The sequence below is a fragment of the Polynucleobacter sp. IMCC30063 genome (assembly GCF_021395235.1).
Lineage (GTDB): Bacteria > Pseudomonadota > Gammaproteobacteria > Burkholderiales > Burkholderiaceae > Polynucleobacter.
Genome location: NZ_JAJVCQ010000001.1, coordinates 438,371 through 464,169 on the forward strand (window position 1 = coordinate 438,371; position 25,799 = coordinate 464,169).

Here is a 25,799-nt window from a genome sequence, read left to right on the forward strand (position 1 = left end):
ACTTTATGATTTTAAAAACTGCCAGAGTGCCTTAAGGCCTTCTTGAGGCTGTTCTTCTTGGGGAATATGACCAATGTTGGGCAAAGGTACTAATTTGGCCTTGGGCATCAACTGTAAATAATCTTGTGCATTGCGAATCGGAATAAAGCCATCGTGCTCACCCCAGAGTAATAAAGTAGGTGCTTGAATTTGCCCTAATAGTGGGCGGGGGTCTTGTAAGACATGTTGTCGCATGATTTCGAGCAGACTTGCGCGTACACCGGGCGCCAGCATTAAATCATAATAACGTTGAGCTAGCGTTTCATCCATGATGGCAGGATTAGCATAAGCAGGTTTTAAATTCATTTCTAAAATAGCTTGCGGTAAAAAAAAGCGCATGACATGCAGCAAGGGCGAAATGCTCGGCTTCTGACCATATTGAAAGCCCTTACTGGCAAAACCATCAGGCGAAATTAATACCAATTTATCTACACGCTGAGGCTGCGCTACGGCCATTTCCCAGGCATAGCGACCACCCATTGAGTTTCCAATCCAGACTGCACTTTGAATTCCGAGTTGATCTGCAAAAGCGCCTAAAAATTGCAGCACAAATGCATCGGAGTAGTTTGCGCTGGGGTTTGCACCAGTGAGGCCAAAGCCAGGTAAATCGAGACTTACTACCCGATAATCTTGCGCGAGGGCAGCGACCCATGCATCCCAAGTTTGTAAACTTGAGCCAAAGCCATGCAAAAAGATTAAGGTTTGTGGTTTTCTTTTGATTGAGGCGGGCGGCCCAACATCACGGTAATGCACGCGCATATTCAGCACCTCAATAAAAGCACTGGGTGCGGTAGCATAGATTTTTTCTAAGTCAGCGCGGTTTTTATCGGGGGCCCATGCCCAAATTAGAATCACGCATAGCAGAAACGCACAAACCCCAACAAGCCACAACATAACTGATTTAAACTGATTCTGCTTCATGGGTGAATTTTAATGTACCCCACCCCTAACCCACGGCATAATATTTATTTTTAGGAGAAGTAGTATGGCGCGGTACTATCCGTTTTCTGCAATCGTTGGGCAAGAGGATATGAAGCGCGCTATTTTGGTCGCCGCTCTTGAGCCGACGATTGGTGGTGTTTTGGTCATGGGTGATCGCGGCACTGGAAAATCAACTGCCGTAAGAGCATTGGCTGCTCTATTGCCGCCAATGAATGCCGTTGCTGATTGCCCCTATGGTTGTGATCCCAAGGCACCTGCAGGACTCTGTTTTTATTGTGATGGCTTGCGGGCTAGGCTGAGTGCGTTTAACGCGAGCCAAGTTATTGCAGGAAAAAAAAGCAAGCCAGTCCAATTAAAAACCATTAAACGTCTTGTACCTGTGGTTGATTTACCCTTGGGAGCGACAGAGGATCGGGTAGTAGGTGCCTTAGATATTGAAAAAGCCTTGACTCTAGGAGAAAAGGCATTTGATCCAGGCTTATTAGCGCGCGCTAATCGTGGCTTTCTGTATATTGATGAAGTCAATTTGCTCGACGATCATTTAGTTGATTTACTCATCGACGTAGCTGCCTCAGGTGAAAATGTCGTTGAGCGTGAAGGCTTAAGTATTCGCCATCCAGCTAAATTTGTCTTGGTCGGCAGTGGCAATCCAGAGGAGGGGGAGCTAAGGCCCCAACTACTTGATCGCTTTGGCTTGGCAGTAGAGGTAAAAACACCAACCAATATGCAAGACCGAGTCACAATTATTAAGCGCCGCGATGCATTTGAGCGTAATGCAGTTACTTTTCTTGCAGAATGGCAAGAACAGGAAGATGTTCTTCGTAAATCACTTGAGTTGGCGCGTAAGAAATTACCCCTGGTGAAGGTGAGCGATAAATTATTAGAGCAGGCTGCAACTTTATGTAGTCATCTTGGTACGGATGGTTTACGCGGAGAGCTTACCTTGCTGCGCGCCGCACGCGCTGTTGCGGCTTTAAATGGAAAAAATACCGTCACCCTAGACGATCTCAAAGCCATTGCGGTGCCTGCTTTACAACATCGCTTAAGGCGCAACCCATTAGATGATGCTAGTTCAGCAATTCGGATTAAACGCGCCTTGGCCGAAGTATTTCCTGCATGAGTCTGGCGCTTTGGTTGCGCGCACGATTAGTAGCGCAAATTCTACAGAGTAATCCCCATGGCTTTGGCGGTATTATTTTACGCGCCCGCGCTGGACCAGTGAGAGACCAATGGCTTAATTATTTACAATCCTTGGTACGCAATGCCGGACTTAGGACTCCTTTACGGCGAATTCCTTTGGGTATTAGCGATGAAAATTTATTGGGTGGACTCGACTTAGAGGCAACTCTACACACGGGTAAGCCCGCCTTCAGAAGCGGTATCTTAGCCAATAGCGATGGCCAGATTCTGTTGCTGCCAATGGCAGAACGAGTTGATGTGCATGTCGTGTCGCGAATCTGTATGGCATTAGATCAGGGGCAGTTGCGCCTAGAGCGAGATGGACAAAGCTATGTATTGCCCTGCCAATTCGGCATCGTTGCCCTAGATGAAGGGAGTGAAGCTGAGGAACGGACGAATATTAAACTTCAGGACCGTCTGGCGTTTCATCTGAATTTAGACGAAATTCATTGGCGTGATATAGCTGAAACTGAAGCCAACCTTTTTGAATTGGATGCCAGCAAGCAATTGCAGGACGAGCAATTCTGTTCTCAAACTCAAAACATGAATTCGGCCCAAACCATGCTCACCGATGAGCAATGGTTTGCTCTCACTGAAACTGCTATGCAGTTAGGTGTGCATTCAGTTCGGGCTTTGCACTATGCTGCAAAAACAGCCTGCTACTTGGCGACTATGCAAGGTGCTGAGCAGGTGGCTGATAGCCACCTCAGCGAAGCAATAGCCTTGGTAATTGCACCACGGGCAACCCAAATGCCGGGTGAAGAACCAGCGCCCGCAGAAGACATCCTCGATGAAGCGGAAGCTGACACACTTCCCGAACAAAATGCCGCTCCGGAAAATACGCTTGATAACGCATCTACGCCAGAGATGCCACCACCAGAAAATCAGCAGGAAGAAATAGAGCCAACCAAGGAGAGTCTGCTTGAAGCTGCTAAAGCTGCTATTCCAGCCGATTTATTAAGCGTCTTATTAAAGGGCCCTTTGCTGCAAAATCAAAAGGGTTTTGGCGGGAAAGCTGGGGCAAGAAAAATCGGCCGGCTGCGTGGTCGACCGCTCGGTTCCATTGCTGGCAATCCTCAGGCTGGCACAGCACTTTCTTTAATCGACACTTTACGTACTGCCGCGCCTTGGCAGGCCATGCGAAAAAAACAAAATAGTTTGTTGGCAGTACCTCGTAACCATAAAACAATTCTTATTACTAAGAGCGATTTTCGGGTGCGCCGTTATCAAGAGCGCACTCAAACCCTCACCGTCTTTGCAGTTGATGCATCGGGTTCCGCAGCAATGCATCGCTTAGCTGAAGCCAAGGGCGCAGTCGAACTTTTATTGGCTGAATGTTATGTTCGGCGTGATCAGGTAGCTGTCATTGCATTTCGTGGCTTGGGTGCAGAAATTATTTTGCCGCCAACCCGTTCGCTAGTTCGCGCTAAACGCAGTTTGGCTGAAATGCCAGGTGGTGGCGGTACCCCATTAGCTGAAGCAATTTATATGGCTACCGAACTGGCGCAAAATGCCCAACGTCAAGGCTTATCTCCGGCAATTGTTTTTCTTACGGATGGCCGAGCCAATATTGGTCGTAACGGGGTACCCGGGCGCGCGCAAGCCCAAGTGGATGCTGAACAAGCGGCGCGTTATTTAGGACAAATTGCAATTAAATCGCTGTGGATCGATACTTCGCCACAAGCTCGTGTTGAAGGTGAGCAGCTTGCCAAGCTAGTTGGTTCAATCTATTTGCCCCTACCACAGGCAAATGCGCAAGCGGTTTCACAAGCAGTCTTGCGTACCTTACAACAATAATAATTCATGCAAAATAAGCTCAACCGTTTTTTGCGGTTCTAATTCATGCATCAGATGACCGCCACTCCACTCAATCACAGTGGCTTGTGGAAAGTAACTGGAAATGATCTGCCGCAAACGCTGCTCAGGAATCCAAAGATCATTTTTTCCTAACACCCAAATTAATTTAGCACGGCATGTTTTAGCTTGATTTAGCACCGCAGTAATATCCGCTGCAGCCATAAAATTCATTGCCCCAAGCACATGATTGGTTTGAGAAAATAAGCGACGATAAAAGACTCTACGCGCTTCGGGAAGAATGGTATTGGTGGAATCCAATAATCGATCAATCATCGAGCTTGCGCCCGCTAACTTTGCCAAGATAAATGAGGCGAGTGATGAGCGCGTAAGTGGGCTTAACAGTGGCCCAAAAAGCTGGGTATAACTTGCTGGCGGTGGCACTAAAGAGGGATTTAAGCCAATAATGCACTGAATTTCTGGATTGATTTCGGCATAACGCAAAGCCAATAAAGCACCAGCAGAGTGGCCAACTACCAAAGCGGGGCCCGGTAAAGCGAGGGCCTTCATTAATTTTTGGAGCTCAAGCGCCATATTATCTAAACGAAGCGAGCTGATGGGTGCATGCAAGGTAAAAGCATGCCCAGGCAAATCGGGTACTACGACGCGAGCATGCTCGGCAAGTTTATTAATTATTTCTGACCAAGAATGTGCTGAGGCACCAGTGCCATGTAATAACAAAATCGTGGGCCCAGCATCGCCTGCAATTTGTACGTGCCAAAGCAGAGTGCCAACCGCAATAGAGCGACTTCGTGTGCGGTTTGGCCAATCATTTGGAATACGGCTAAGTGAATTCACTAGGGTTTTTACTGACTCATTAATGATTGACCTTAAAGTATAGATGTATATATCCTAAGGGCTTCATAACGGTAATGCGGTATATATGTCAGAAAATATCACAGTGATTCAAGGCATTGAACTAAAGCTCCATGAAGCGCTGGCACTAACCGATTCAAAATTTGCACCACCAACTTTAGTGCAGGCCCTCCATCACGCTATTTTTCCGGGGGGCGCGCGGATTCGCCCCCAATTGTGTTTAGCAGTCGCTGCAGCATGTGGCAACGATGATCCGGCTTTGTCATTAGCGGCAGCGGCAGCAATTGAATTACTTCATTGCGCTTCTTTGGTGCATGATGATTTGCCGTGTTTTGATGATGCAGCAACTCGGCGGGGTCAACCTTCAGTGCATGCGGCTTACGGTGAGCGGTTAGCAGTATTAGCTGGCGATGCTTTAATTGTTTTGGCTTTTGAAGTTATTGCGCGGGCCGGCAGTCGCTCGCCATTACGGTTAGCGCCACTGATTACCACGGTTGCCACTAGTGTTGGCAGCCCAAATGGCATTGCAGCTGGACAGGCCTGGGAGTGTGAAAGTAAAGTTTCTTTAAGCCGTTATCAAAAAACTAAAACGGGAGCTTTGTTTGAGGCGGCTACTGCTGCTGGTGCTCAGGCAGCTGGTTCTGATGCTGAAACATGGCGCCCTCTTGGCGAGTGGTTAGGAGAAGCTTATCAAGTAGCTGACGATATTCGCGATGTCATGGCAGACCAAAGCTTGACAGGAAAGCCTGCTGGGCAAGATATTGCGCATGATCGCCCGAATTCAACTAAAGAACTAGGCGTGATTGGTGCGATTCAACATTTTGATCAATTGGTGATGAAGGCGATTAAATCGATCCCTAGCTGTAAAGGGGAAAAATTATTACGAAGCTTAGTTGCCAAAGAGGCTGCCCGATTAATTCCTGATGATTGGTTTTTAGAAGAACAAAGGCCGATACACAGCCAATATATTGCAAGCTGATTTTGAAACAGCTACGCGATTATTTTTTTGACTGGCGTAACCAAACTATTGCCTCACCGCGTTTTCAACGTTGGAGTGCTCGTTTTCCCTTAACCCGTGGCATCGTTCGTAAACAGGCTGCCGCACTATTTGATTTAATGGCAGGCTTTGTATATTCACAGGTGCTATTAGCCTGCGTGCAGGTAAATATATTTGAGGTTTTAAGTCAGGGCGCCAAATCTTTTAGGGATTTATGCGCAGAAATACCGCTACCTGAAGCAGGCTTACGCCGCCTGCTCGACGCTGCAGTGGCGCTGAATTTATTAACCCGGCGCGGCACAGATCGATATGCACTTGGTATGCTTGGTGCACCGTTAGTGGGTAATGAGGCGTTAATGAATATGATCAAACACCACATTGATTTGTATCATGATTTAGCCGATCCGCTTGCCCTGTTACGCGGAGATAATCAAAGCGCAGCAATGGCAGGGTATTGGCCATATGTATCTCAAGACCAAAATTTAGCTCCAGAAAAATTGCGGGCCGACCAGGTGCAAGCTTATTCAACTTTAATGTCGCAAACACAACCTTTGGTTAGTGCTGAAGTACTTGAAGCCTATTCATTTGCGCAGCACAAAAACTTACTCGATATTGGCGGTGGAGAGGGTAAATTTGCACTTGATTTAGCACAACAATATCCCAATTTACAAATTACGCTATTCGATATTCCCGCAGTAGCCGCTTTGGCGAATGCGCAATTTAAACAAAGGCAATTCGGTTCTCGCACCCAAGCGATTGGCGGTAATTTTTTTGATCCTTTACCCCAGGGTGCTGACATAGCCACTTTAATACGAGTCATTTTTGATCATGACGATACCAGGGTAAAACAGTTGCTTGCCAACATATACGATGCATTAATACCCGGAGGGGCTCTACTTTTGGCGGAGCCAATGGCGGGCACGCCCGGCCAGTTAAAGATGGGAGATGCCTATTTTGGCTTTTATTTATTAGCCATGGGCAGGGGGCGCCCGCGTTCGCAAGTGGAAATTAAAAACCTCTTAGCAGAGGCTGGGTTTGAGGCAATTCGTTTACTACCCAGCGCAATTCCGCTAAATGCGCAAATATTGCACTGCACAAAACCCCAAAAGCCTTAAAACTAGTGAAAACACCTAGAGAACAAAGCTAGCGTTTTATTAGGAAAGTTGGTTAATATGTAAATAAATGTTTACACATTTAATTGTCAACCGGGCTTACTTAATAACTCAATGAACGCGCTCCTTAAAACTACAGCAATTGTGCTCGAAAAGCCGGAGAACATCTGTTTAAGTGAGTTAGATCTCATACCCGCCACCACCGATGACATTATTGTCGAGGTCGAATGGAGTGGGATTAGCACCGGGACAGAAAAATTATTATGGACTGGGCAAATGCCAAGCTTTCCGGGCATGGGTTATCCGCTTGTACCGGGTTACGAGTCAGTTGGACGCGTCATCCAGGCCGATGATCAACAACGCTTTGCACTTGGCCAACGGGTTTTTATCCCTGGATCAAGCTGTTTCGTAGCGGTGCGGGGGCTATTCGGTGGCGCTGCATCGCGCTTAATTGTGCCAGCCAAGCGCGCAGTAGCAGTTGCAGAAAATGTTGGTGAAGAAGTAATTTTGTATGCTTTGGCTGCTACTGCCTATCATGTGACTGCAGGTCTTGGTAATGAGCAACCCGATTTAATTGTTGGTCATGGCGTGCTCGGCCGTTTACTAGCGCGACTTGCTGTACTAGCGGGTAAACAACCTGTGGTTTGGGAGATTGATGCGCAGCGACGTGAGGGTGCAGTAGGCTACCAAGTTGTTGATCCACAGACCTGTGCAGCAGCGAAATATAAAACAATTGTCGATGTGAGTGGTGATGCCAAACTACTTGATACCTTAGTGAGTCACTTGGCGCCGGGCGGCGAAATTGTTTTAGCCGGTTTTTATGACACCATCACCTTTGCCTTTCCTGCCGCCTTTATGCGTGAGGCTCGTATTCGTATTGCCGCACAGTGGCAACCAAGCGACTTAACAGCAATTCATCAGCTAGTTGAGTCTGGCAACTTGTCGTTGGCCGATCTAATAACGCACCGCGCGAGCCCCCAAGATGCTGCTGAAGCTTACCGGACCGCATTTCATCACAAAGATTGTTTAAAAATGGTTTTAGATTGGAGAACACGACAATGAACGCACCGACAAAAGTAAAAATCGACGGCATTCCAAGCGAGGCAACCATTCAATTTATGAATTTGAAAAAAGAAGCCGCAATTGAGCCTGATGCGGTTTCAACTGGACCCATTACCAAAGAAACCCAAATTATTGCTATTTACGGTAAAGGGGGCATTGGGAAAAGTTTTACCTTAGCCAATTTGTCATACATGATGGCCCAGCAGGGTAAAAAAGTTTTACTCATTGGTTGTGATCCAAAGAGTGATACCACCTCGCTCTTGTTTGGCGGAAAAGCTTGCCCAACCATTATTGAGACATCATCAAAAAAGAAATTATCGGGTGATGCGGTAGCTATTGGCGATGTTTGTTTTAAGCGCGATGGAGTCTACGCGATGGAATTAGGTGGGCCAGAGGTAGGGCGGGGCTGCGGTGGCCGCGGCATCATTCATGGTTTTGAAACGCTTGAAAAATTAGGCTTTCATGACTGGGGTTTTGATTTTGTTCTCCTTGATTTTTTAGGCGATGTGGTTTGTGGTGGCTTTGGCTTGCCGATTGCACGCGATATGTGTCAGAAAGTTATCGTCGTGGCTAGCAATGATTTGCAATCGTTATATGTCGCTAATAATGTCTGTTCAGCGGTGGAATATTTCCGCAAGCTCGGCGGGAACGTAGGTGTAGCGGGTATGGTGATTAATAAAGATGATCATACGGGTGAAGCCCAAGCCTTTGCCGAAAAAGCAGGTATACCGGTGTTGGCAGCTATTCCAGCCGATGATGATATTCGCCGTAAAAGTGCAAGCTATGAAATTATCGGTCGCCCAGGTACCCAGTGGGGTCCTCTTTTTGAAGAGTTGGCTAGCAATGTTGCCACAGCGCCGCCCGTAAGGCCCAAGCCATTAAGTCAAGATGATTTACTCGGACTTTTCTCGGCCGACATTACCGGTCGTGATTTTGTGCTTGAGCCAGCAACGGTAAAAGACATGATGGGTAAAGATGCCGTCATTAAAGAAACCCTCGAAGTAATTTACGACCAAGCTTAAATATTGAGCCGCAGATGACTACCGCAACTATTCCAATCGTGCCAGAAAAGCTGCTTGTCGATCCAGCTTTAGGCGATGGTGTGGGCTGTCATGCTGGCAAGGAGCAGATGAATGTAGCTGCACGCGCGGCAGGTAAAACAGCAATTTTGCAGCAGTATGAAAAAGATTACCCAAAGGGACCACACGACCAGCCCCAAAGTATGTGCCCCGCATTTGGTTCTTTAAGAGTGGGTCTAAGAATGCGGCGAACCGCAACGATCCTATCAGGATCAGCATGCTGTGTTTATGGCTTAACGTTTACATCGCATTTTTACGGCGCGCGGCGTAGCGTGGGGTATGTGCCATTTAATTCAGAATCATTAGTCACGGGTAAGTTGTTTGAAGATATTCGTGAGGCGGTTTACAAAGAAGCTGACCCCGATAAATATGATGCCATTGTGATTATTAATTTATGCGTGCCCACTGCTAGTGGCGTGCCATTGCAATTGCTACCCAAAGAGATTAATGGCGTACGCATTATTGGTATTGACGTCCCAGGTTTTGGTGTGCCAACCCATGCTGAAGCAAAAGATGTTTTGGCTGGGGCGATGTTGCAATATGCACGTAATGAAATTCTCGCTGGACCGGTACCAGCACCACGCTCAGGTAAACAGACCAAACCCACTGTCACTTTATTAGGTGAAATGTTTCCGGCTGATCCCGCCGTAATCGGCATGTTGCTAGATCCAATGGATTTGGCTGTCGGTGCTACCGTGCCTACTCGCGAATGGCGTGAGTTATACCAAGCCCTTGATTGTGCAGTCGTTGGGGCGATTCATCCCTTTTACACCGCTAGTATTCGTGAATTTCAAGCGGCGGGTCGACCCATTGTGGGTTCAGCCCCAGTAGGCTATGAAGGTACTGCAAATTGGTTGGCGGCAATTGGTGCGGCAACGAATACCAGCGCTGAAAAAATTGCTGCTGCACAAAATAAATTTTTACCCGCTATTAAAGGTGTGCTCGGCGCAGCACCAATTAAAGGACGCATTAACGTCAGTGGTTATGAAGGCTCGGAATTATTAGTTGCCCGCTTACTCATAGAAAGTGGAGCCGAGGTGCGCTACGTTGGTTCTGCCTGTCCGCGAACAGAATGGAGTCAAGCTGACCTCGAGTGGCTCGAGGCAAAAGGGGTGCAAGTAGTGTTTCGCGCGTCACTTGAGCAAGATTTAGCGGCGATGGCTGAGTACCAACCAGATTTAGCGATTGGCACGACTCCGGTAGTGCAGGCTGCTAAACAAGCCTCTATTCCCGCTTTATATTTCACCAATTTAATTTCTGCACGGCCCTTAATGGGACCCGCTGGTGCGGGGTCATTAGCACAAGTGATTAACGCAGCCCTCAAGAATCAAACTCGCTTTGATGAGATGAAAGCTTTTTTTGGCAATGTGGGAAGTGGCTATGCAGCCGGAGTTTGGGAGGATGTGCCGGTAGATCGCCCCGAGTTCAAAGCAGAAACCCGCCGTAAGCTCGAGAAAAAAATCAAGAAGCGCAAAGCTGAGGAGATGATGTAATGTTTGTCATTGATCACGACCGTGCTGGCGGATATTGGGGCGCTGTCTATGTTTTTACGTCCATTAAAGGTTTGCAAGTTGTCATTGATGGACCAGTTGGGTGTGAAAATTTACCAGTCACCTCAGTATTGCATTACACCGATGCCTTGCCACCCCATGAGTTACCTATTGTAGTAACCGGTTTAGCCGAAGAACAATTGGGACGAGAAGGTACAGAAGGTGCAATGAAACGGGCTCATGCAACCTTAGACCCCGATTTACCTGCAGTGGTTGTTACTGGCTCGATTGCCGAAATGATTGGTGGTGGAGTAACGCCAGAAGGCACTAATATTCAACGCTTCTTGCCGCGGACGATTGATGAGGATCAGTGGCAATGCGCGAATCGTGCGATGTTTTGGTTGTGGAGTGAGTACGGCATCAAGACGGTCCCCACCCGCCCACCTAAAAAATCTGGCGAAAAACCCCGCGTCAATATTATTGGCCCTTGTTACGGTACTTTCAACATGCCAAGCGATTTAGCTGAAATTCGCCGCTTAGTAGAAGGTATTGGCGCTGAAATTAATTTGGTTTTTCCTTTAGGTGGTCATCTGGCCGATGTCGCGCGCTTAGTTGATGCTGATGTGAATATTTGTATGTATCGCGAGTTTGGACGGATGTTATGTGAGGCCTTAGATCGTCCGTATTTACAAGCCCCCATTGGTTTGCATAGCACGACTCAATTTTTACGTACTCTAGGTGAGCATCTTGGGTTGGATCCCGAGCCTTTTATTGAACGGGAGAAGCACACAACGATTAAACCTATTTGGGATTTGTGGCGCTCGGTTACACAAGATTTTTTTGGCACGGCTAGTTTTGCGGTAGTAGCGAACGAGACCTATTCTCGTGGCATTCGCCATTTCTTTGAAGACGAAATGGGGATGCCCTGTAATTTTGCCGTGGCGCGTAAACCCGGTGAAAAAACGAATAATGAAGAAGTGCGGAAATTGACCAAAGAAAAAACGCCGCTGATTATGTATGGTAGTTACAACGAGCGCATGTATTTAAGTGAAATTGGTTCAAAGGCCACGTTTATTCCCGCCTCATATCCGGGCGCATTAATTCGCCGCCATACAGGTACGCCTTTTATGGGTTATGCCGGCGCAACCTACCTAATTCAAGAATTTTGCAATGGTTTATTTGATGCACTATTTCATATTATTCCTTTAGCTACTGAGATGGATAAGGTTGACGCCACCTTGGTACGGCAAAAGTTATTGGCTAATTTGCAATGGGCAGCAGACGCTCAAAAAGCCGTTGCCGATTATGTCCAAGCCCAGCCGGTATTAGTGCAAATTTCAGCGGCGAAATTATTGCGTGATCGAGTTGAGCGGGCTGCTGAAACAGCTAATGAAGAACAGATTACTTTAGAGCGGGTGCGCATCTCTTGCCCAGAAATTTCAGTGGGAGAAACAGTATGAAGCTGAACCCCATCCGCTTTCCAAAATTTGGCAGCAGTAAGCCATCTGCCCATGGCGCGCGGGCTTTGCGCGGTAACGGTCGAAAGGCCATTTTAAGGAGTGATCTCGTATGAGTGATAACAGAACAGACTCAATCTCTGGTCTCACCGACGACGAAGCCAAGGAATTCAATCAGTTTTATGTCCAAGGCCTAGTTGGGTTTGTAGCAGTTGCAGTGGTTGCACACATTTTGGTGTGGGCTTGGCGTCCTTGGTTCCATTAAGCAGAAATTAGCGGGAGGTATACATATGAAAAATATCACTTTAGAGAATGCCGATCAGGATTTTCTGGAAAAGAATTCTTTGCAATTTAAAGCAATTTTTTTCTCAGGCTTTATGGTGTTTTTTGTAATTTGCCTATCAGCAAAATTTTTGCCTAAACAATGGAGCTCTTGGCTACCAATTGAAGAAGGGAAGCATTCTGTGGCACGGGATGCAAGTACAGCGGTATATAGCTTTATGTCGTATTTAACTTAGGAGAAAAGTATGTGGAGAATATGGAAACTATATGACCCATTGCGCGCTATGGTAATTCAAGGAATTTTTCTGTTTGGATTAGCCGCCATGATTCATTTAATCCTGCTTAGTACTGTGCGCTATAACTGGTTGGATGGCATGAACCAGGCTCAGTTCAAGGCTGCTGAATCTGCAGGTTCTGCAACACCACCAGCTGTACCTGCTGGGAAGTAATTGCTGTATGCGAACGAAGACAGATAAGACAAGAAGCTTAAGCCTTGTCTTATCTGAATTCCTAGAAGGGGGGGAGTAAAAATGGCAATGCTGAGTTTTGAGAGAAAGTACCGAGTTCGTGGTGGCACTTTAATTGGTGGCGACCTTTTTGACTTTTGGGTCGGCCCCTTTTACGTTGGTTTTTTTGGTATTACCACCGTATTTTTTGCCTTTCTTGGAACGGCAATGATTTTATGGGGAGCATCTCAAGGACCCACTTGGAATCTGTGGCAAATTAATATTGCCCCGCCCGACCTGAAATACGGTTTGCATTTCGCTCCCTTGATGGAAGGCGGTCTGTGGCAACTGGTTACGATTTGTGCGCTGGGTGCATTTGGTTCGTGGGCTTTGCGCGAAATTGAAATCTGTCGCAAATTAGGGATGGGCTTGCATGTCCCCTTTGCTTATCTGATGGCAGTTTTTGCTTATTTCACTTTGGTTGTGATCCGCCCAGTATTAATGGGCGCCTGGGGTTATGGTTTTCCATATGGCATTTTGAGCCATCTTGATTGGGTTTCAAACACAGGTTATCAATATCTACATTTTCATTACAACCCTGCACACATGATTGCGGTGACATTATTTTTTACGACTACCTTAGCTTTATGTATGCATGGTGGTTTAGTTTTGTCTTCTACTAATCCGCAAAAAGGACAACCAGTTAAGACACCAGAACACGAAGATACTTTTTTTAGGGATTTTATTGGTTACTCGGTTGGGACCCTTGGAATTCATCGCCTTGGTTTGTTCTTGGCCTTGGCGGCAGTATTTTGGAGTGCCGTTTGTATTGTAATTAGCGGCCCATTTTGGACTCGTGGTTGGCCAGAATGGTGGGGTTGGTGGTTGAATTTACCAATTTGGCGATAGGCCTAAGGGAAAAACAATATGGAATATCAAAATCTCTTTACCCAAGTGCAGGTCGTTGGTCCCATTCATCACGGCATACCCTTAGATCGATATGAGCAACGGAATCGTATCGGTAAACCCTTCTTATTTCATTTAATAGGGCGTCTTGGTAACGCCCAAATTGGTCCGATTTATTTGGGTTGGCTCGGAATAGCTTCCTTATTTTTTGGCACTATTGCAATTCAAATCATGGGCTGGAATATGCTGGCCTCAGTGAATTGGAGTCCGATTCAGTTTGTTAAGCAATTATTTTGGCTTTCTTTGGATCCACCCCATCCTAAATATGGCTTGAAATTATTTATGCCTTTAGCTGAAGGTGGTTGGTGGATGATGGCCGGTTTCTTTTTGACCCTTGCAATTTTATTATGGTGGTTGCGCACCTATCGGCGTGCAGTTGCATTAGGCATGGGAACACATGTGGCTTGGGGATTTTTAGCGGCTATTTGGCTCTTTTTAGTTTTAGGATTTTTACGGCCATTACTGATGGGAAGCTGGAGCGAGGGCGTGCCATTTGGCGTCTTCTCGCACCTCGATTGGACTGCCGCTTTTTCTTTACGTTATGGTAATTTGTTTTATAACCCGTTCCACATGCTTTCAATTGCCTTCCTCTATGGCTCGGTGCTGTTATTTGCGATGCACGCGGGAACAATTTTGGCTGTGTCCCGTTTTGGCGGCGAGCGTGAAATAGAGCAGATCGTTGATCGTGGTACTGCCTCAGAAAGAGCGGCTTTATTTTGGCGCTGGACGATGGGCTTTAACGCCACCATGGAATCAATTCATCGTTGGGCTTGGTGGTTTGCAGTGCTCACGCCATTAGTCGGCGGCATTGGTATTCTTTTAACCGGCACGGTTGTCGATAACTGGTACTTGTGGGCAGTAAAACACCATGTGGCCCCAGCCTACCCAAATGTTTTTGGGGGCATTACGGTTGATCCTGCCAGTACATTTGTCGCGCCACCACCACCAGTGCCACAAATTCCAATGCAGGGGATGAAACCATGAAGATTATTTATGCCAAACTCAGTCTGCTACTATTGCTGTGTAGCATGCTGGTCTTAGTAGGTTGTGAGCGACCTCCAATAGAAGGTGTGCAGCATGGCTATCGCGGCACCGGAATGGATGAAATATATAACCCTCGTACCTTGGCTGCGCAAGCCGCTAACAATGTGGTACCCGCTTCTTATCCAGTGCCAGCAGATGGACCCAAGGCAGCCACTGCATATAAAAATGTCAAAGTCTTAGGGAATTTAAGTACCGCGCAATTTACAACCTTTATGGTTTCGATGACGAGTTGGGTATCACCACAACAAGGCTGTGCTTATTGCCACAATGTTGAAAATTTTGCTGATGATAGTAAGTACACCAAGGTCGTTGCACGTCGCATGATTCAAATGAACCAACGGATTAACGGTGATTGGCAAAGCCACGTTAAGCAAACCGGTGTGACATGCTATACCTGTCACCGGGGGAATAATATTCCTCAGCAAGTATGGTTTACTGCCCCCGAACAAAAGCAGGGTAATGGTTGGTTAGGTAATAAAGACGGCCAAAATACGCCAAGTCAATCAGTTGGGCTTTCTAGTTTGCCCTATGATCCATTTACACCATTTTTGTTAAAGGACAGCATGATTCGGATCGAGGGTGATACCGCTTTGCGTACCAATAACAAGCGCAATATTAAAGAGACAGAAAAGACCTTTGGTCTGATGATTCACATGTCGAAGTCATTGGGAGTAAATTGCACTTATTGCCATAACACGCGCGCTATTGCTAGCTGGGAAGAAAGCCCGCCACAGCGCTCAACTGCTTGGTATGGAATTCGTATGGCGCGTGATATTAATAATAATTTTATGGTCCCGCTAACCAAGGTATTTCCAGCCCATCGCTTGGGTCCAACTGGCGATGTTGCCAAGGCAAATTGTGGCACTTGTCATCAGGGTGCGTACAAGCCTTTGTACGGTGTTTCGATGTTGACTGATTACCCTTACTTACGTGGCAGTGGCATAACTACTGCAGCAGCGGCTGCCAGTGTAAGCAATACTTCGGTGAAATAGTCTTACGGTAGACCGTAAGACTACTCGTATTTATGTTGAAAAAGACGGTTATTCATGATGACACTAGACCCGTTGCCTTAGTCATTGGCAGCGGTTTTGGTGGTTTAGCTGCGGCAATTCGCTTAGCTCATCATGGCTATCGGGTACGGGTTATTGAGAAACTGGCTGCGCCAGGTGGTAGAGCGTCGGTCTTTAAAAAAGATGGCTTTACTTTTGATGCCGGCCCCACGATTATTACAGCGCCATTTTTATTGGAAGAGCTCTGGGAGCTATGTGGCGAAAAATTGAGTGACGATGTTGATTTACGTTTAATGGACCCGTTTTATCGGATTCGTTTTGACGATGGTACCTACTTTGATTACACCGGTAACTTAGCGCAAATGCGTCAAGAGGTCGCCAAGTTTGCGCCTGAAGATTTGGTGGGATTTGATCAGTTTCTTCAAGAGGCTGAGAAATGCTATAAGTTGGGTTTTGAAGATTTAAGTTCAGTCGCTTTTGATTCGCTGAAAGATTTACTTGCCGCCATTCCATCTATGATGCGCATGAAAGCATGGGAAAGTATTTATACGTTGGTAGCGCGGTATTTTAAAAACCCGAAATTACGTCAAGTAATGAGTTTTCACCCACTATTAATTGGCGGTAATCCATTTTCTGTAACAGCCGTGTATGCCTTAATTAATTCACTTGAAAGAAGGCATGGAGTTTTTTCAGCAATGGGTGGTACTGGCGCAATTATTCAGGGCTTAGTTAGGCTATTACGCGATCAGGGCGTCGAGATTGAATGCAATACTGAAGTGAAGAAAATTGTCGTAAAAAATGGCCAGGCAACTGGTATCACTACGGCTGATAGCAGTTTTATAGCTGCTGATATCGTGGTTTCGAATGCCGACGCGGCATGGACTTATCAAAAATTAATTGATCCCGAACACCGTCGGGTATGGACTGATCAGAAAGTAATGAAAAGCAAGTATTCAATGAGTTTATTTGTTTGGTATTTTGGCATTGATCGACAGTATCACGATATTCCACATCATATGATTTTATTGGGTAAGCGCTATAAAGAATTATTAACGGATATTTTTAAACGCAAAATATTAGCTGACGACTTTAGTCTTTATTTGCATCGACCCACTGCTACGGATCCCTCTTTAGGTCCGATGGGTTGTGATACTTTTTATGTTTTATCACCGGTTCCGAATTTAGATAGCGGTACCGATTGGCAGGCATATGCAGAAACGTATCGTCAAAAAATTGCTGATTATTTAGAGGCCACAGTCATGCCAGGGTTTCAAGCGCATCTTAAAACCTCTTTTTGTATGACGCCGCAAGATTTTCAAGATCGCTTACTGTCAGTAAAAGGTGCGGCCTTTGGTTTCGAGCCACTCTTGCTACAAAGTGCTTGGTTTAGACCCCACAATCGCAGCGAAGATGTACAGGGACTTTTTATGGTGGGCGCAGGTACGCATCCTGGCGCAGGCATTCCTGGGGTTTTATCTTCTGCTAAAGCCTTGATGTCGGTTGTACCAAAGGCTATTCATCAACCACCTAAAGTTTGCAGCCTTTAAAGGAGAATGCTGGATGAGTCAATTTAGTAACGATGTTGCCCAGTGCACTGAAACGATGCGAGTTGGCTCAAAATCATTTTTTGCTGCATCACGTCTTTTGCCCAAACGGGTACGCGACCCAGCCATCGCACTCTATGCCTTTTGTCGTCTGACGGATGATATTGCCGATGCGATTGATGCAAAACCCGATGCTATTGCGGGCTTATGTAAGCGCTTAGAGCGTATTTATCAAGGTAAGCCAGACCATCAAGCGGCTGATCGGGCCTTAGCTGAAGTAGTCCGTTATTACGATATTCCCCAAGAATTATTACAAGCACTCATTGAGGGTTATGAATGGGATAGCCAACATCGCCAGTACGTCACTCTGGATGCTTTATTAGATTATTGCGCACGCGTTGCTGGTTCAGTTGGGGCGATGATGTGCCTGCTGATGGGCAAGCGTGATCCAGCAATCATAGCCCGTGCTTGTGATCTTGGTTTGGCAATGCAACTAACTAATATCGCGCGTGACGTTGGCGAAGATGCGCGCAATGGCCGCTTATATTTGCCGCGTAGTTGGTTGGTAGAAGAAGGAATTGATCCCGATCAATGGCTTAAAAATCCCCAATTTAATCCTGCCATTGCCAGAGTAGTCGAGCGCCTCTTAAAGCAAGCAGATACTTTATACGAGCAAGCCGAAATTGGTATAACTAACCTACCCTGGGATTGTCGTCCAGCAATTCAAGCAGCGCGTTTAATTTATGCTGAAATTGGCCGTCAAATAGAACAAAACCAGTTGAATTCTATAGCCCTACGTGCGATTGTATCGAGCCAGAAAAAAATGCATCTATTAAGTCGCGCGATGTTAGTTACTGCTAAGCGCAATTGGAGCAAACGCTTCATTCCAGCACATCCTGCAAGTCAATATTTAATTCAAGCAGTTATTAAAGCACCGCATCAACCTCATTATGGTGGTTCAATTCACGAACGTATCGTTTGGGTGGTGAATTTATTAGAGCGGGTTGAAATGCGGCGTCGTGAGCAAGCGAAGGTAGCAGTAGCAGCACAAAAAATGGCTGCCTAATTATCTAATGACTGCATTTTTAGCGTATTCGCGGCATTCGCCAAGCTAACATCCATTGCACAATTGGTGAGGCGAAGCGAGGCACATTGAGGGTTTCATGAAATGAAATCACTGGCTCGCCTAATAACTCTGAAGACAAAATCGAACGAGCATAAAACGGCGTATCTTCTAGGGTTTGTATTAATTTCAAAGAAGGCTGATCAGCATTGCGCATCTGTCGTTGAATTTGCCAAGCAGTTTTGGGTAGAGTTTGCCGTGGGGGTGGCACAAAGGGTTCAACGCGACCATCTGGATGGAAGAGGAGAGCGTGCAATTTTTCCACCCCATTTTTTTGGCGCACATCATATATGACTGCAGTACGTTTGCCACTCAATTCGGCGCGCGACCAATCCCACTCATGAAAATCGGGTGCTAGCGGGCCATCGCCTTCATTGGAATCTAAATACCCATTGCCTTGCCAATGTAAATCAGGCTTACTCAGTTCAACCTGGACGCGTGCTCTTGGGGCAAGCGGCCCCCAGCGATGACGACCTTGATCATCAAGGGCAGTTGAAAAATTAAACAGCTGTTCTGGATAGATTCGAACTGTGCCACGAACAGCTTGACCAAAGGGCACTGCCCGTTCTCTGATTTCAATGGTGAGGCAATCTTTATCCCAGCGTAATGAGCTTGGGCCAATGACAAACTCATTAGCGCTGCGGCATGCACTGCGCGCACTTCTTTCGGTCATAGTCCAACGCTTTTTTCCTGGCGAATAAATTGCGACATTTAGCGTGCAGTGATTTTCAGGATCGCCTTGCCCCGTTTTTTTATGGGCTTTCGCATAGTAGGGTGAAAAAACACTGCCTACAAAAGCAATAATGACAATGCCATGTTGGCGATCATCGCTCAGGGCATCGAGATACCACCAGAGATAAGCTCCTTTCCCGAGGGCTTGATCAAACCGAGGTGACCCATCAGGGTTGCGGCCGCCATGCGTCCCGATAGGGCGGCCATGGGCACTCCCGCCCCTGGATGGACGCTCCCCCCCGTTAGATAAAGGCCCGGAATAGTGCTCTGCGCGGCAGGCCGTTTGAAGACGCCCATCCAACCATGGCTGGCTGTTCCATAGAGTGCTCCACCCGTTGCCGGAAATAACTGACTGAAGGTATGCGGCGAAGTACGCGTTACCGTGTTGAAATTGGGATTGAGCTCGAGACCACATTGTTTTAATAAAGCGAATGCCTGACTTTCGCATGCTTCAATCTCCTCGGTAGTGAGTTCGGGTCGCGGGCTTAGGTGTGCTGGCGCATTGACTAAGCAAAAGATACCTTGTTCATGGGGATAATCAAGATGGACATCGGTTTGATCTTGCGCGCAAATATAAACTGTTGGCTGTTGAGGTAACTGCTGGCGAAGAAAAATGTCATCGAATTCAGCTTGATAGTTTGCATTAAAAAAGACAGTATGCCGTAGAAGCGGAAATCCTTTGGGTTTAGCTACCATCGACCAAGTTAAGGCGGAGAGTGATGGTGTCGCCTGGCGATCAATCGTGCTAGCATTTTTCAGTCCCGCACCCAATAAGCCCACTTGAAGCGCTCGGGCGTCGCCATTAAAAATAATCGAATGGGCGTAATGAACGTCATCATTATCAAGACGTACACCGCAGACGCGTCGATTATTCAATAAAATTTCAGTACATGGATGACCTGTTATGAAACGCACCCCTTTTTGTTCTGCAAGTCGTTGTAGGGTCTTCACTAAAGTAGACATACCGCCGTTGACGCTCCAGACGCCTTGCATTTCTACTTCGGCAATGAGCATTAAAGTAGCAGGAGCTTCAAAAGGAGAGGAGCCACAATATGTGGCATAGCGCCCAAAGAGCTGACGCAAACGCGGATCATGAAAGTAGCGACCTAAAGTTTTCCAGAGATTGCTAAACAAGCCAATATCAAATAATACCTTTGAACCCGAAGTCCCTAAGCTAGCCATCATACTGCTCATGCTTGGCCGCCCAGAAAGCATGTATGGTTTTTTTAAGGCCTGATACAGTTGGCTAGCTTGACTACAAAAATCAAGAAAGCGGTTTGCTTCGGCTCGCGAAGAAAATTGTGCAATAGCTTCAGCTGATTGCATGCGGTCGGCAAATAAATCAAGCGTCTCATCTTTACTCCATGCATGGCGAGCTAAAACAGCTAAAGGTGAAATCTGCATTTCATCTTCTAGGCTGGTGCCGGCTTGACGAAAAAGCTCGTCAAATACCCAGCGCATGGTGAAAACAGTAGGGCCAGAATCGATCGCTTGCTCACCGGCTTGAATCTGCCGAATTTTTCCACCTAAGGTGGATTCCTTTTCAATCACCGTCACTTCAAGCCCAGCACAAGCTAGTGCTAAGGCGCTAGCAAGGCCACCGATTCCACCACCAACAACAATAACTGTTGACTTATCCAAACGCGTGACCGCCCCAGCTACCTTGAGGGTTGATCGGCTTAAAGCGGGCAAACATCGATTCAGAAAAGTAATGATGAAGATGGGCTGCTTGAATCGCTTTTAAATGACTGCCTGAGCGGGCATAGTCATTCATAGCAACTTCAGATTCCCAAATCGTAAAGGTAGCCTGCCTTAAGAGTGGCGCCTCACCTACTCCCGCCGCCAGAAGACAACCTGAAGTGTGTTTTAGCTCGGTTTCAGCAGGCGGCGCTTTGCTCCAAAATTGTTGTGCATACCAAGGTTTAATCGAAGCTCGGGTGAGTGAGGCAATAGCCCCTGTTGGAATTTGGGCATCATAAATTGGCAGCGACTTACCCCCCCAACTGCCCTTGCAAGAGTAGGTCTGCAATTGCGTAGTAAAAAAATCATCGGCATGATCACGATACCAATGCAATAATGCCGACCCATGTAAAAATTGTTCGGCTTCTTGTTGGTTATTAAAAGCCGCAAAAATACCTTGATGAAGGGCGCTTGGCTTTACTGAGAAGCCCCCATTCACCCCTGATCCTAAGTATTTAATTAGTTGTAAGCCAGGTACAGATCCAAGTTGATAACGGCCAAACATTAGCTTGGCAATACCGCTCAATTTTGCATCTTCAGCGATTTTGACTAAAGCCATGATTGCCACTGGTGCACCCATTAGATTGGACACTTATTGCTCCAAATCATTCTCTTTAGAGCCGTCATTAAGACCAAATTTTCTCAGTTTGATATAAAGACTTTGGCGCGATAAGCCAAGCATTTCAGAAGCAGCTACGCGATTACCTCGTGATAAATCAAGCGCAGCCTTAATACATAACTCTTCAATTAAATCGGTAGTTTCATTCAGAATTTCTTTTAATGGTAGGCGACCAACTAGTTGGGTTAACTCTTCATTCGACCGCGAGATACCTTCACCAACTTGATATTGGGGCCGAATGCGGGAGCCAACCTCGCGTATTGAGAAGCCGATACAGGTTTTGGGGCTAGCCATAGCAGACGCAGATATTTCAACAGGATGAAAAGTTCCAAAGGCATCACGAATGGCAGTTGCGAATAATTTAATAGTTCGTTCTGCTTGTAAATTAGATAGCATCACCTTTAAATCAATGCTGGCCCGTTCGAGCCAAATCTCCAGCGATTCATGGAGTAGCTGCTCTGGCTTTTCGACCATAATCATTTTACGAAAAGCATGATTAGTACTCATAATCATGCCCTGTAAATTGGTAACCACAAAAGCATCAGCTGAATTTTCCAAGGCAAATAAAGCGAGCGCTTGACTACTATTAATTCCAGCAATCTCAGTATCTTGTACTGTCTTCATGGTGATCAAAATTAAGGATTGATTTGCGCTTCGAAAGGGCGCTGCAATTAAAAATACATTACTGCTATTAAAAGTTGCATTGAATTCAATTTTTTCGCTACCATAGCTAGCTTTGGTTAAGGCCGTACGTACGGCATCAAGATCTTTTTTAGCCAAGTAATCAAGAAAAGATTTTCCAATAATTTTTTTTATGGGTTCCCCCACAATTTCAACAAACCGAGCATTTGCTTCTAAAATTTTAAAATGAATACTATCTATAACAATATTTTCACTAGAGGCAATTTCAAATAAAATACGATTACGCGTTTCCATTTCCCGCAGACGCGCATGGTCTAGCTCGATAGTTTGTTGGGCATCAATTAAGCGTTGCTGTAATAAAGATACCTCACGCAAATCTCGGTACAAAGCCACAATTCGCCGACTACTGGGTAAATAAATAGTGGCACAGAGAAATGGCAAATCAGTGGCCCCAGGAATAGCAATATTGATTTGTCGCAGTCGTGAAGTGCCCGTTTCTTTTGCGTCTTTAAGTAGAGTTTTAACTTTAATACGACTTTCGATCGAAACTGTGTCTTCCCAGTTTTGTCCTACCCAAGCTTGAAGATTTTTACTGTAGAGCTCAGAATTGCCGAAGGCCAAACCTAGAATGATGCCTTGCTCATCCATCACAATCGCTAGATCTGACCCAGCTTGAATGACCGTTGCTACCTCCTGTGGCGCGAGCGAGCCAATATGAAGGAGGGGATTTAGGGTTGATGACGACAAGACATGCCTTGGTGGATTGATTTAACCCACTATTTTACTAGGCTTGCCGCCGTTTTAATGGCTTCATCAAGATCACTAGTGCAGCTATCGGCACTCGATTGATCAAGTAATTGGGGCTGCGCTCTAAAAAGTGCGCCGCCAACCATAATGTGTAATTGAGGGTTTAAAGATTGACTACGAATGAGTGGGATCATTTTCTCTAGCTCATCCCAATGCTTAAAGGTGGAGATGGAAATAGCAACAAAATGGAAAAAAGCCCCTTTAACAGTATCTAGAATTTCTGCTTTACTAATTTTAGGCGCTGCTAAAACATTCCAGCCATGTTGAATCAGGTTTTCAGCTAACAGAAATACGCCTAGCGTATGTTGCGAATGAGGCATTGCAAAGGCAAAGGCATGACCTTTAGTTTGATAGTGAAGGTCTGCTTGCGTATGAAAAAGCGGATTAAGCTCACGCAAAATAGCTTGCAAATGACCGATTGCTATAGTTGTTGAGCCAAACGTACAGGCGTCAACCTCCCAGAGGTACTCTAAATTTCTTGCCGCATCAACCGCTAAGCTATAGTAAATTTCATTAATTGAGCAACCCGAATGACATAAGCGTAAAGCGTAATCACGACACTCGTTATAGGAAGTAGTTAGTAATAAGATCGAAAACTGACTAATTTCATGAGCAGAAACATGCCGCGGCAATTGGGTAATATTTTCTAGTTTTAACTTTTTAATATTTGCATGATCGGCCAATAAACGGGGTAATACCTTTTTTTCAACCACCATCTTGAGATAACTGGGTTTAGCACGCCGGTTTTTTTGCAGTGTATTTGGCGCAAGATCGGAAGCCGTGGACATTTCACATGTTGGTAAAGGTCGATTGAGTGCATCCACATAAACTCCAGTCATTGAGGTGAAAATATTGCACCGCAACAATTATTTAAGCTTGAGTCCGTCCAAGACTTGTGCGCTATACCCATAGATTACGCAATTAAGAGCCCAACTGTCAAATTTTAATTACATCAACTAGGGGTAGATACCTAGTGGGCTAAAAAACAGAAAAAGCGTAAACTTTTGTTTACACATTGAGCAATGGAAGCCCCTGGTTAAGCGTCATGGCAAGAACTTATGAACCCCTCTATACCCCTGCCCAACGGCTGAGGCGGGACCGCACTAAATGGACTTTAGTGCAGGGCTTATTGGCGCCAGTTCAATTCGTCGTTTTTCTGGTTAGCCTGTATCTGGTGGTGCGGTTTTTAATGACTGGTTCTGGAGAAGATGCAGCTAATATTTCGGTATTAATAAAAACTTTTTGTCTTTATACCATCATGGTAACGGGCTGTATTTGGGAGAAGGTGGTCTTTGGTAAATATCTCTTTGCTAAAGCATTTTATTGGGAAGATGTATTTAGCATGTTGGTCATTGCCCTTCATACTGCTTATGTTGTGTGCTTAATGATGGGCTTATTAACAGAGCGGGAATTAATGTATTTAGCTTTGGCGGCTTATTTCACGTATGTTATTAATGCTGGGCAATTTATTCTGAAATTACGGGCCGCACGCTTACAGGAAAAACGCCAAATGAACCAAGGGCTACCAGCATGAGTGCCGTCATTTCCCCGCCTGTCGAACGGCAAGTGTTGCCAATTATTAAAGAGCGCGGGCAGCGCGAAGTCTTTTGTGGTTTAACTGGAATCATCTGGCTACACCGCAAAATCCAAGATGCATTCTTTTTAGTAGTAGGCTCACGCACTTGTGCCCACTTAATTCAGTCGGCAGCTGGCGTGATGATTTTTGCTGAACCTCGTTTTGCCACGGCAATTATTGATGATCGTGATTTAGCTGGCTTAGCAGATGCGAATGAAGAGCTCGATCGGGTAGTAGCAGAGCTATTAGAACGGCGTCCCGATATCAAACTTCTTTTTTTAGTGGGCTCTTGCCCATCTGAAGTCATTAAATTAGATCTAGCCACTGCTGCCCAGCGCCTGAGTAGAAATTTTATGCCGCAAGTGCGCATTCTGAATTACTCAGGAAGCGGTATTGAAACAACTTTTACGCAAGGCGAGGACGCTTGTTTGGCAGCCTTAGCTAAAGATATTCCACTACCTACTGCTGCTCAGTCACAAGCGCCAGCGGAGTTATTGGTCGTGGGGTGCCTAGCTGATGTGGTCGAAGATCAATTTATTCGCATCTTTAAAGATTTAGGAATTGAACAGGTGCGTTTTTTCCCACCCCGTAATTCAAGTAATGTGCCAGTCGTTGGTCCGCATACCCGTTTTTTATTGGCGCAACCTTTTTTGGCAGATACCGCGCGAGTACTAGAAGAGAAAGGTGCACAGCGGCTTGAGGCGCCATTTCCACTTGGGGTTGAAGGGACTGAAAAATGGTTTGCTGCTGCTGCCTTGGCTTGGCAGGTTCCAGCAGAGCAATTTGAACTAGTAATCGCCCCTAAAAGGCAGCGGGCAAGCTCAGCCTTAGCCCGTTTTAAAACACAATTAGCCGGCCAAAGCATTTTTTTCTTTCCTGATTCACAATTAGAAATTCCATTAGCGCGTTTTTTACATCGGGAATTAGATATGGTATTAACCGAGGTTGGCGTGCCCTATTTACATCGTCAGCATATGGCCAGCGAATTGGCCCTCTTGCCCGAGGGCGTGCAATTATCTGAGGGGCAAGATGTTGAGCGCCAACTGGATCGGTGTCGAGCGATTAAACCAGACTTAGTCGTTTGTGGTTTGGGTTTAGCTAACCCGCTAGAGGCGGAAGGCATTACTAGCAAGTGGTCAATTGAATTGGTTTTTACACCCATCCAAGGCTTTGATCAGGCTGCCGACTTGGCTGAATTATTTGCGCGTCCGCTCTTACGTCATTTGAAATTGGCCGCCTAA

Annotated in this window: 25 protein-coding genes; 18 read left to right on the forward strand and 7 right to left on the reverse strand. The window is 46.0% G+C overall.

What is annotated here, in order from left to right:
- Window positions 1-3 precede the first annotated feature (3 nt).
- The gene (locus LZG75_RS02355) at window positions 4-960 is read right to left on the reverse strand and encodes an alpha/beta fold hydrolase (protein WP_233934899.1); all 957 of its coding nucleotides are present in this window, start codon (window positions 958-960) and stop codon (window positions 4-6) included.
- 64 nt (window positions 961-1,024) lie between these two features.
- Here LZG75_RS02355 and bchI point away from each other — a divergent pair, with 64 nt between their 5' ends.
- Both bchI and LZG75_RS02365 read left to right on the forward strand, forming a co-directional pair.
- Window positions 1,025-2,101: a magnesium chelatase ATPase subunit I gene (gene bchI, locus LZG75_RS02360; protein WP_233923162.1), complete on the forward strand. Its 1,077-nt coding sequence runs from the start codon at window positions 1,025-1,027 to the stop codon at window positions 2,099-2,101.
- A complete protein-coding gene (locus LZG75_RS02365) occupies window positions 2,098-3,957 on the forward strand; it encodes a magnesium chelatase subunit D (RefSeq protein WP_233934900.1) in 1,860 nt (619 codons plus the stop codon). The genes bchI and LZG75_RS02365 overlap by 4 nt, the downstream gene beginning before the upstream one ends.
- Here the strand turns inward: LZG75_RS02365 and bchO are convergent.
- A complete protein-coding gene (gene bchO, locus LZG75_RS02370) occupies window positions 3,946-4,812 on the reverse strand; it encodes an alpha/beta fold hydrolase BchO (RefSeq protein WP_233934902.1) in 867 nt (288 codons plus the stop codon). The genes LZG75_RS02365 and bchO overlap by 12 nt on opposite strands.
- 85 nt (window positions 4,813-4,897) lie before the next feature.
- Here bchO and LZG75_RS02375 point away from each other — a divergent pair, with 85 nt between their 5' ends.
- The 14 genes from LZG75_RS02375 (at window position 4,898) to LZG75_RS02440 (ending at window position 18,385) form a co-directional block, all read left to right on the forward strand.
- Window positions 4,898-5,809, forward strand: coding sequence for a polyprenyl synthetase family protein (locus tag LZG75_RS02375; RefSeq protein WP_233923159.1), 912 nt, complete (start codon window positions 4,898-4,900; stop codon window positions 5,807-5,809).
- Window positions 5,810-5,811: 2 nt separating this feature from the next.
- The gene (locus LZG75_RS02380; RefSeq protein ID WP_233923158.1) at window positions 5,812-6,942 is read left to right on the forward strand and encodes an acetylserotonin O-methyltransferase; all 1,131 of its coding nucleotides are present in this window, start codon (window positions 5,812-5,814) and stop codon (window positions 6,940-6,942) included.
- A gap of 111 nt (window positions 6,943-7,053) precedes the next feature.
- The gene (bchC, locus tag LZG75_RS02385) at window positions 7,054-8,001 is read left to right on the forward strand and encodes a chlorophyll synthesis pathway protein BchC (protein WP_233934903.1); all 948 of its coding nucleotides are present in this window, start codon (window positions 7,054-7,056) and stop codon (window positions 7,999-8,001) included.
- On the forward strand, window positions 7,998-9,023 hold the full coding sequence (locus LZG75_RS02390; RefSeq protein WP_233923156.1) for a chlorophyllide a reductase iron protein subunit X: 1,026 nt from the start codon (window positions 7,998-8,000) through the stop codon (window positions 9,021-9,023). The genes bchC and LZG75_RS02390 overlap by 4 nt, the downstream gene beginning before the upstream one ends.
- Window positions 9,024-9,037: 14 nt before the next feature.
- The gene (gene bchY, locus LZG75_RS02395) at window positions 9,038-10,573 is read left to right on the forward strand and encodes a chlorophyllide a reductase subunit Y (protein ID WP_233923155.1); all 1,536 of its coding nucleotides are present in this window, start codon (window positions 9,038-9,040) and stop codon (window positions 10,571-10,573) included.
- Window positions 10,573-12,030 carry a chlorophyllide a reductase subunit Z gene (gene bchZ, locus LZG75_RS02400; RefSeq protein ID WP_233923154.1) on the forward strand — a complete coding sequence of 486 codons (1,458 nt, stop codon included), beginning with the start codon at window positions 10,573-10,575 and terminating at the stop codon, window positions 12,028-12,030. Before bchY ends, bchZ begins: the two co-directional genes overlap by 1 nt.
- Window positions 12,031-12,139: 109 nt before the next feature.
- Window positions 12,140-12,292, forward strand: a complete 153-nt coding sequence (gene pufB / locus LZG75_RS02405; protein ID WP_233923153.1) for a light-harvesting antenna LH1, beta subunit — start codon at window positions 12,140-12,142, stop codon at window positions 12,290-12,292.
- A 25-nt stretch (window positions 12,293-12,317) separates the two neighbouring features.
- Window positions 12,318-12,545 (forward strand): hypothetical protein, encoded by a 228-nt coding sequence (locus LZG75_RS02410; protein WP_233934904.1) that lies wholly within the window; start codon window positions 12,318-12,320, stop codon window positions 12,543-12,545.
- Between the two features lie 9 nt (window positions 12,546-12,554).
- Window positions 12,555-12,758 (forward strand): light-harvesting antenna LH1, alpha subunit, encoded by a 204-nt coding sequence (pufA, locus tag LZG75_RS02415; RefSeq protein ID WP_233923151.1) that lies wholly within the window; start codon window positions 12,555-12,557, stop codon window positions 12,756-12,758.
- An 81-nt stretch (window positions 12,759-12,839) separates the two neighbouring features.
- The gene (gene pufL, locus LZG75_RS02420; RefSeq protein WP_233923150.1) at window positions 12,840-13,664 is read left to right on the forward strand and encodes a photosynthetic reaction center subunit L; all 825 of its coding nucleotides are present in this window, start codon (window positions 12,840-12,842) and stop codon (window positions 13,662-13,664) included.
- A gap of 18 nt (window positions 13,665-13,682) precedes the next feature.
- A complete protein-coding gene (gene pufM / locus LZG75_RS02425; RefSeq protein ID WP_233923149.1) occupies window positions 13,683-14,705 on the forward strand; it encodes a photosynthetic reaction center subunit M in 1,023 nt (340 codons plus the stop codon).
- Complete coding sequence (gene pufC, locus LZG75_RS02430; protein ID WP_233934905.1) at window positions 14,702-15,757, forward strand: photosynthetic reaction center cytochrome PufC; 1,056 nt, start codon at window positions 14,702-14,704, stop codon at window positions 15,755-15,757. Before pufM ends, pufC begins: the two co-directional genes overlap by 4 nt.
- Before the next feature lie 32 nt (window positions 15,758-15,789).
- Window positions 15,790-17,322 (forward strand): phytoene desaturase, encoded by a 1,533-nt coding sequence (locus LZG75_RS02435; RefSeq protein WP_233934906.1) that lies wholly within the window; start codon window positions 15,790-15,792, stop codon window positions 17,320-17,322.
- Window positions 17,323-17,335: 13 nt separating this feature from the next.
- Window positions 17,336-18,385, forward strand: a complete 1,050-nt coding sequence (locus LZG75_RS02440; RefSeq protein WP_233934907.1) for a phytoene/squalene synthase family protein — start codon at window positions 17,336-17,338, stop codon at window positions 18,383-18,385.
- Window positions 18,386-18,404: 19 nt separating this feature from the next.
- Here LZG75_RS02440 and LZG75_RS02445 read toward each other — a convergent pair whose 3' ends face one another.
- The 5 genes from LZG75_RS02445 to LZG75_RS02465 form a co-directional block, all read right to left on the reverse strand.
- Window positions 18,405-19,115, reverse strand: a complete 711-nt coding sequence (locus LZG75_RS02445) for a carotenoid 1,2-hydratase (protein WP_233923145.1) — start codon at window positions 19,113-19,115, stop codon at window positions 18,405-18,407.
- Between the two features lie 158 nt (window positions 19,116-19,273).
- Window positions 19,274-20,866, reverse strand: a complete 1,593-nt coding sequence (gene crtD / locus LZG75_RS02450; RefSeq protein ID WP_233934908.1) for a 1-hydroxycarotenoid 3,4-desaturase CrtD — start codon at window positions 20,864-20,866, stop codon at window positions 19,274-19,276.
- Window positions 20,808-21,506: a spheroidene monooxygenase gene (locus LZG75_RS02455; protein WP_233923143.1), complete on the reverse strand. Its 699-nt coding sequence runs from the start codon at window positions 21,504-21,506 to the stop codon at window positions 20,808-20,810. The genes crtD and LZG75_RS02455 overlap by 59 nt, the downstream gene beginning before the upstream one ends.
- Window positions 21,507-22,922 (reverse strand): transcriptional regulator PpsR, encoded by a 1,416-nt coding sequence (ppsR, locus tag LZG75_RS02460; RefSeq protein WP_233923142.1) that lies wholly within the window; start codon window positions 22,920-22,922, stop codon window positions 21,507-21,509.
- A gap of 29 nt (window positions 22,923-22,951) precedes the next feature.
- Entirely contained in the window at window positions 22,952-23,770 is an 819-nt protein-coding gene (locus LZG75_RS02465) for a B12-binding domain-containing protein (protein WP_233934909.1), read from the reverse strand.
- Window positions 23,771-24,027: 257 nt separating this feature from the next.
- On the opposite strand from LZG75_RS02465, the gene bchF reads away from it, so the two are divergent.
- Together bchF and LZG75_RS02475 are read left to right on the forward strand one after the other, a co-directional pair.
- Window positions 24,028-24,516: a 2-vinyl bacteriochlorophyllide hydratase gene (gene bchF, locus LZG75_RS02470; protein WP_233934911.1), complete on the forward strand. Its 489-nt coding sequence runs from the start codon at window positions 24,028-24,030 to the stop codon at window positions 24,514-24,516.
- On the forward strand, window positions 24,513-25,799 hold the full coding sequence (locus LZG75_RS02475) for a ferredoxin:protochlorophyllide reductase (ATP-dependent) subunit N (RefSeq protein WP_233923139.1): 1,287 nt from the start codon (window positions 24,513-24,515) through the stop codon (window positions 25,797-25,799). Before bchF ends, LZG75_RS02475 begins: the two co-directional genes overlap by 4 nt.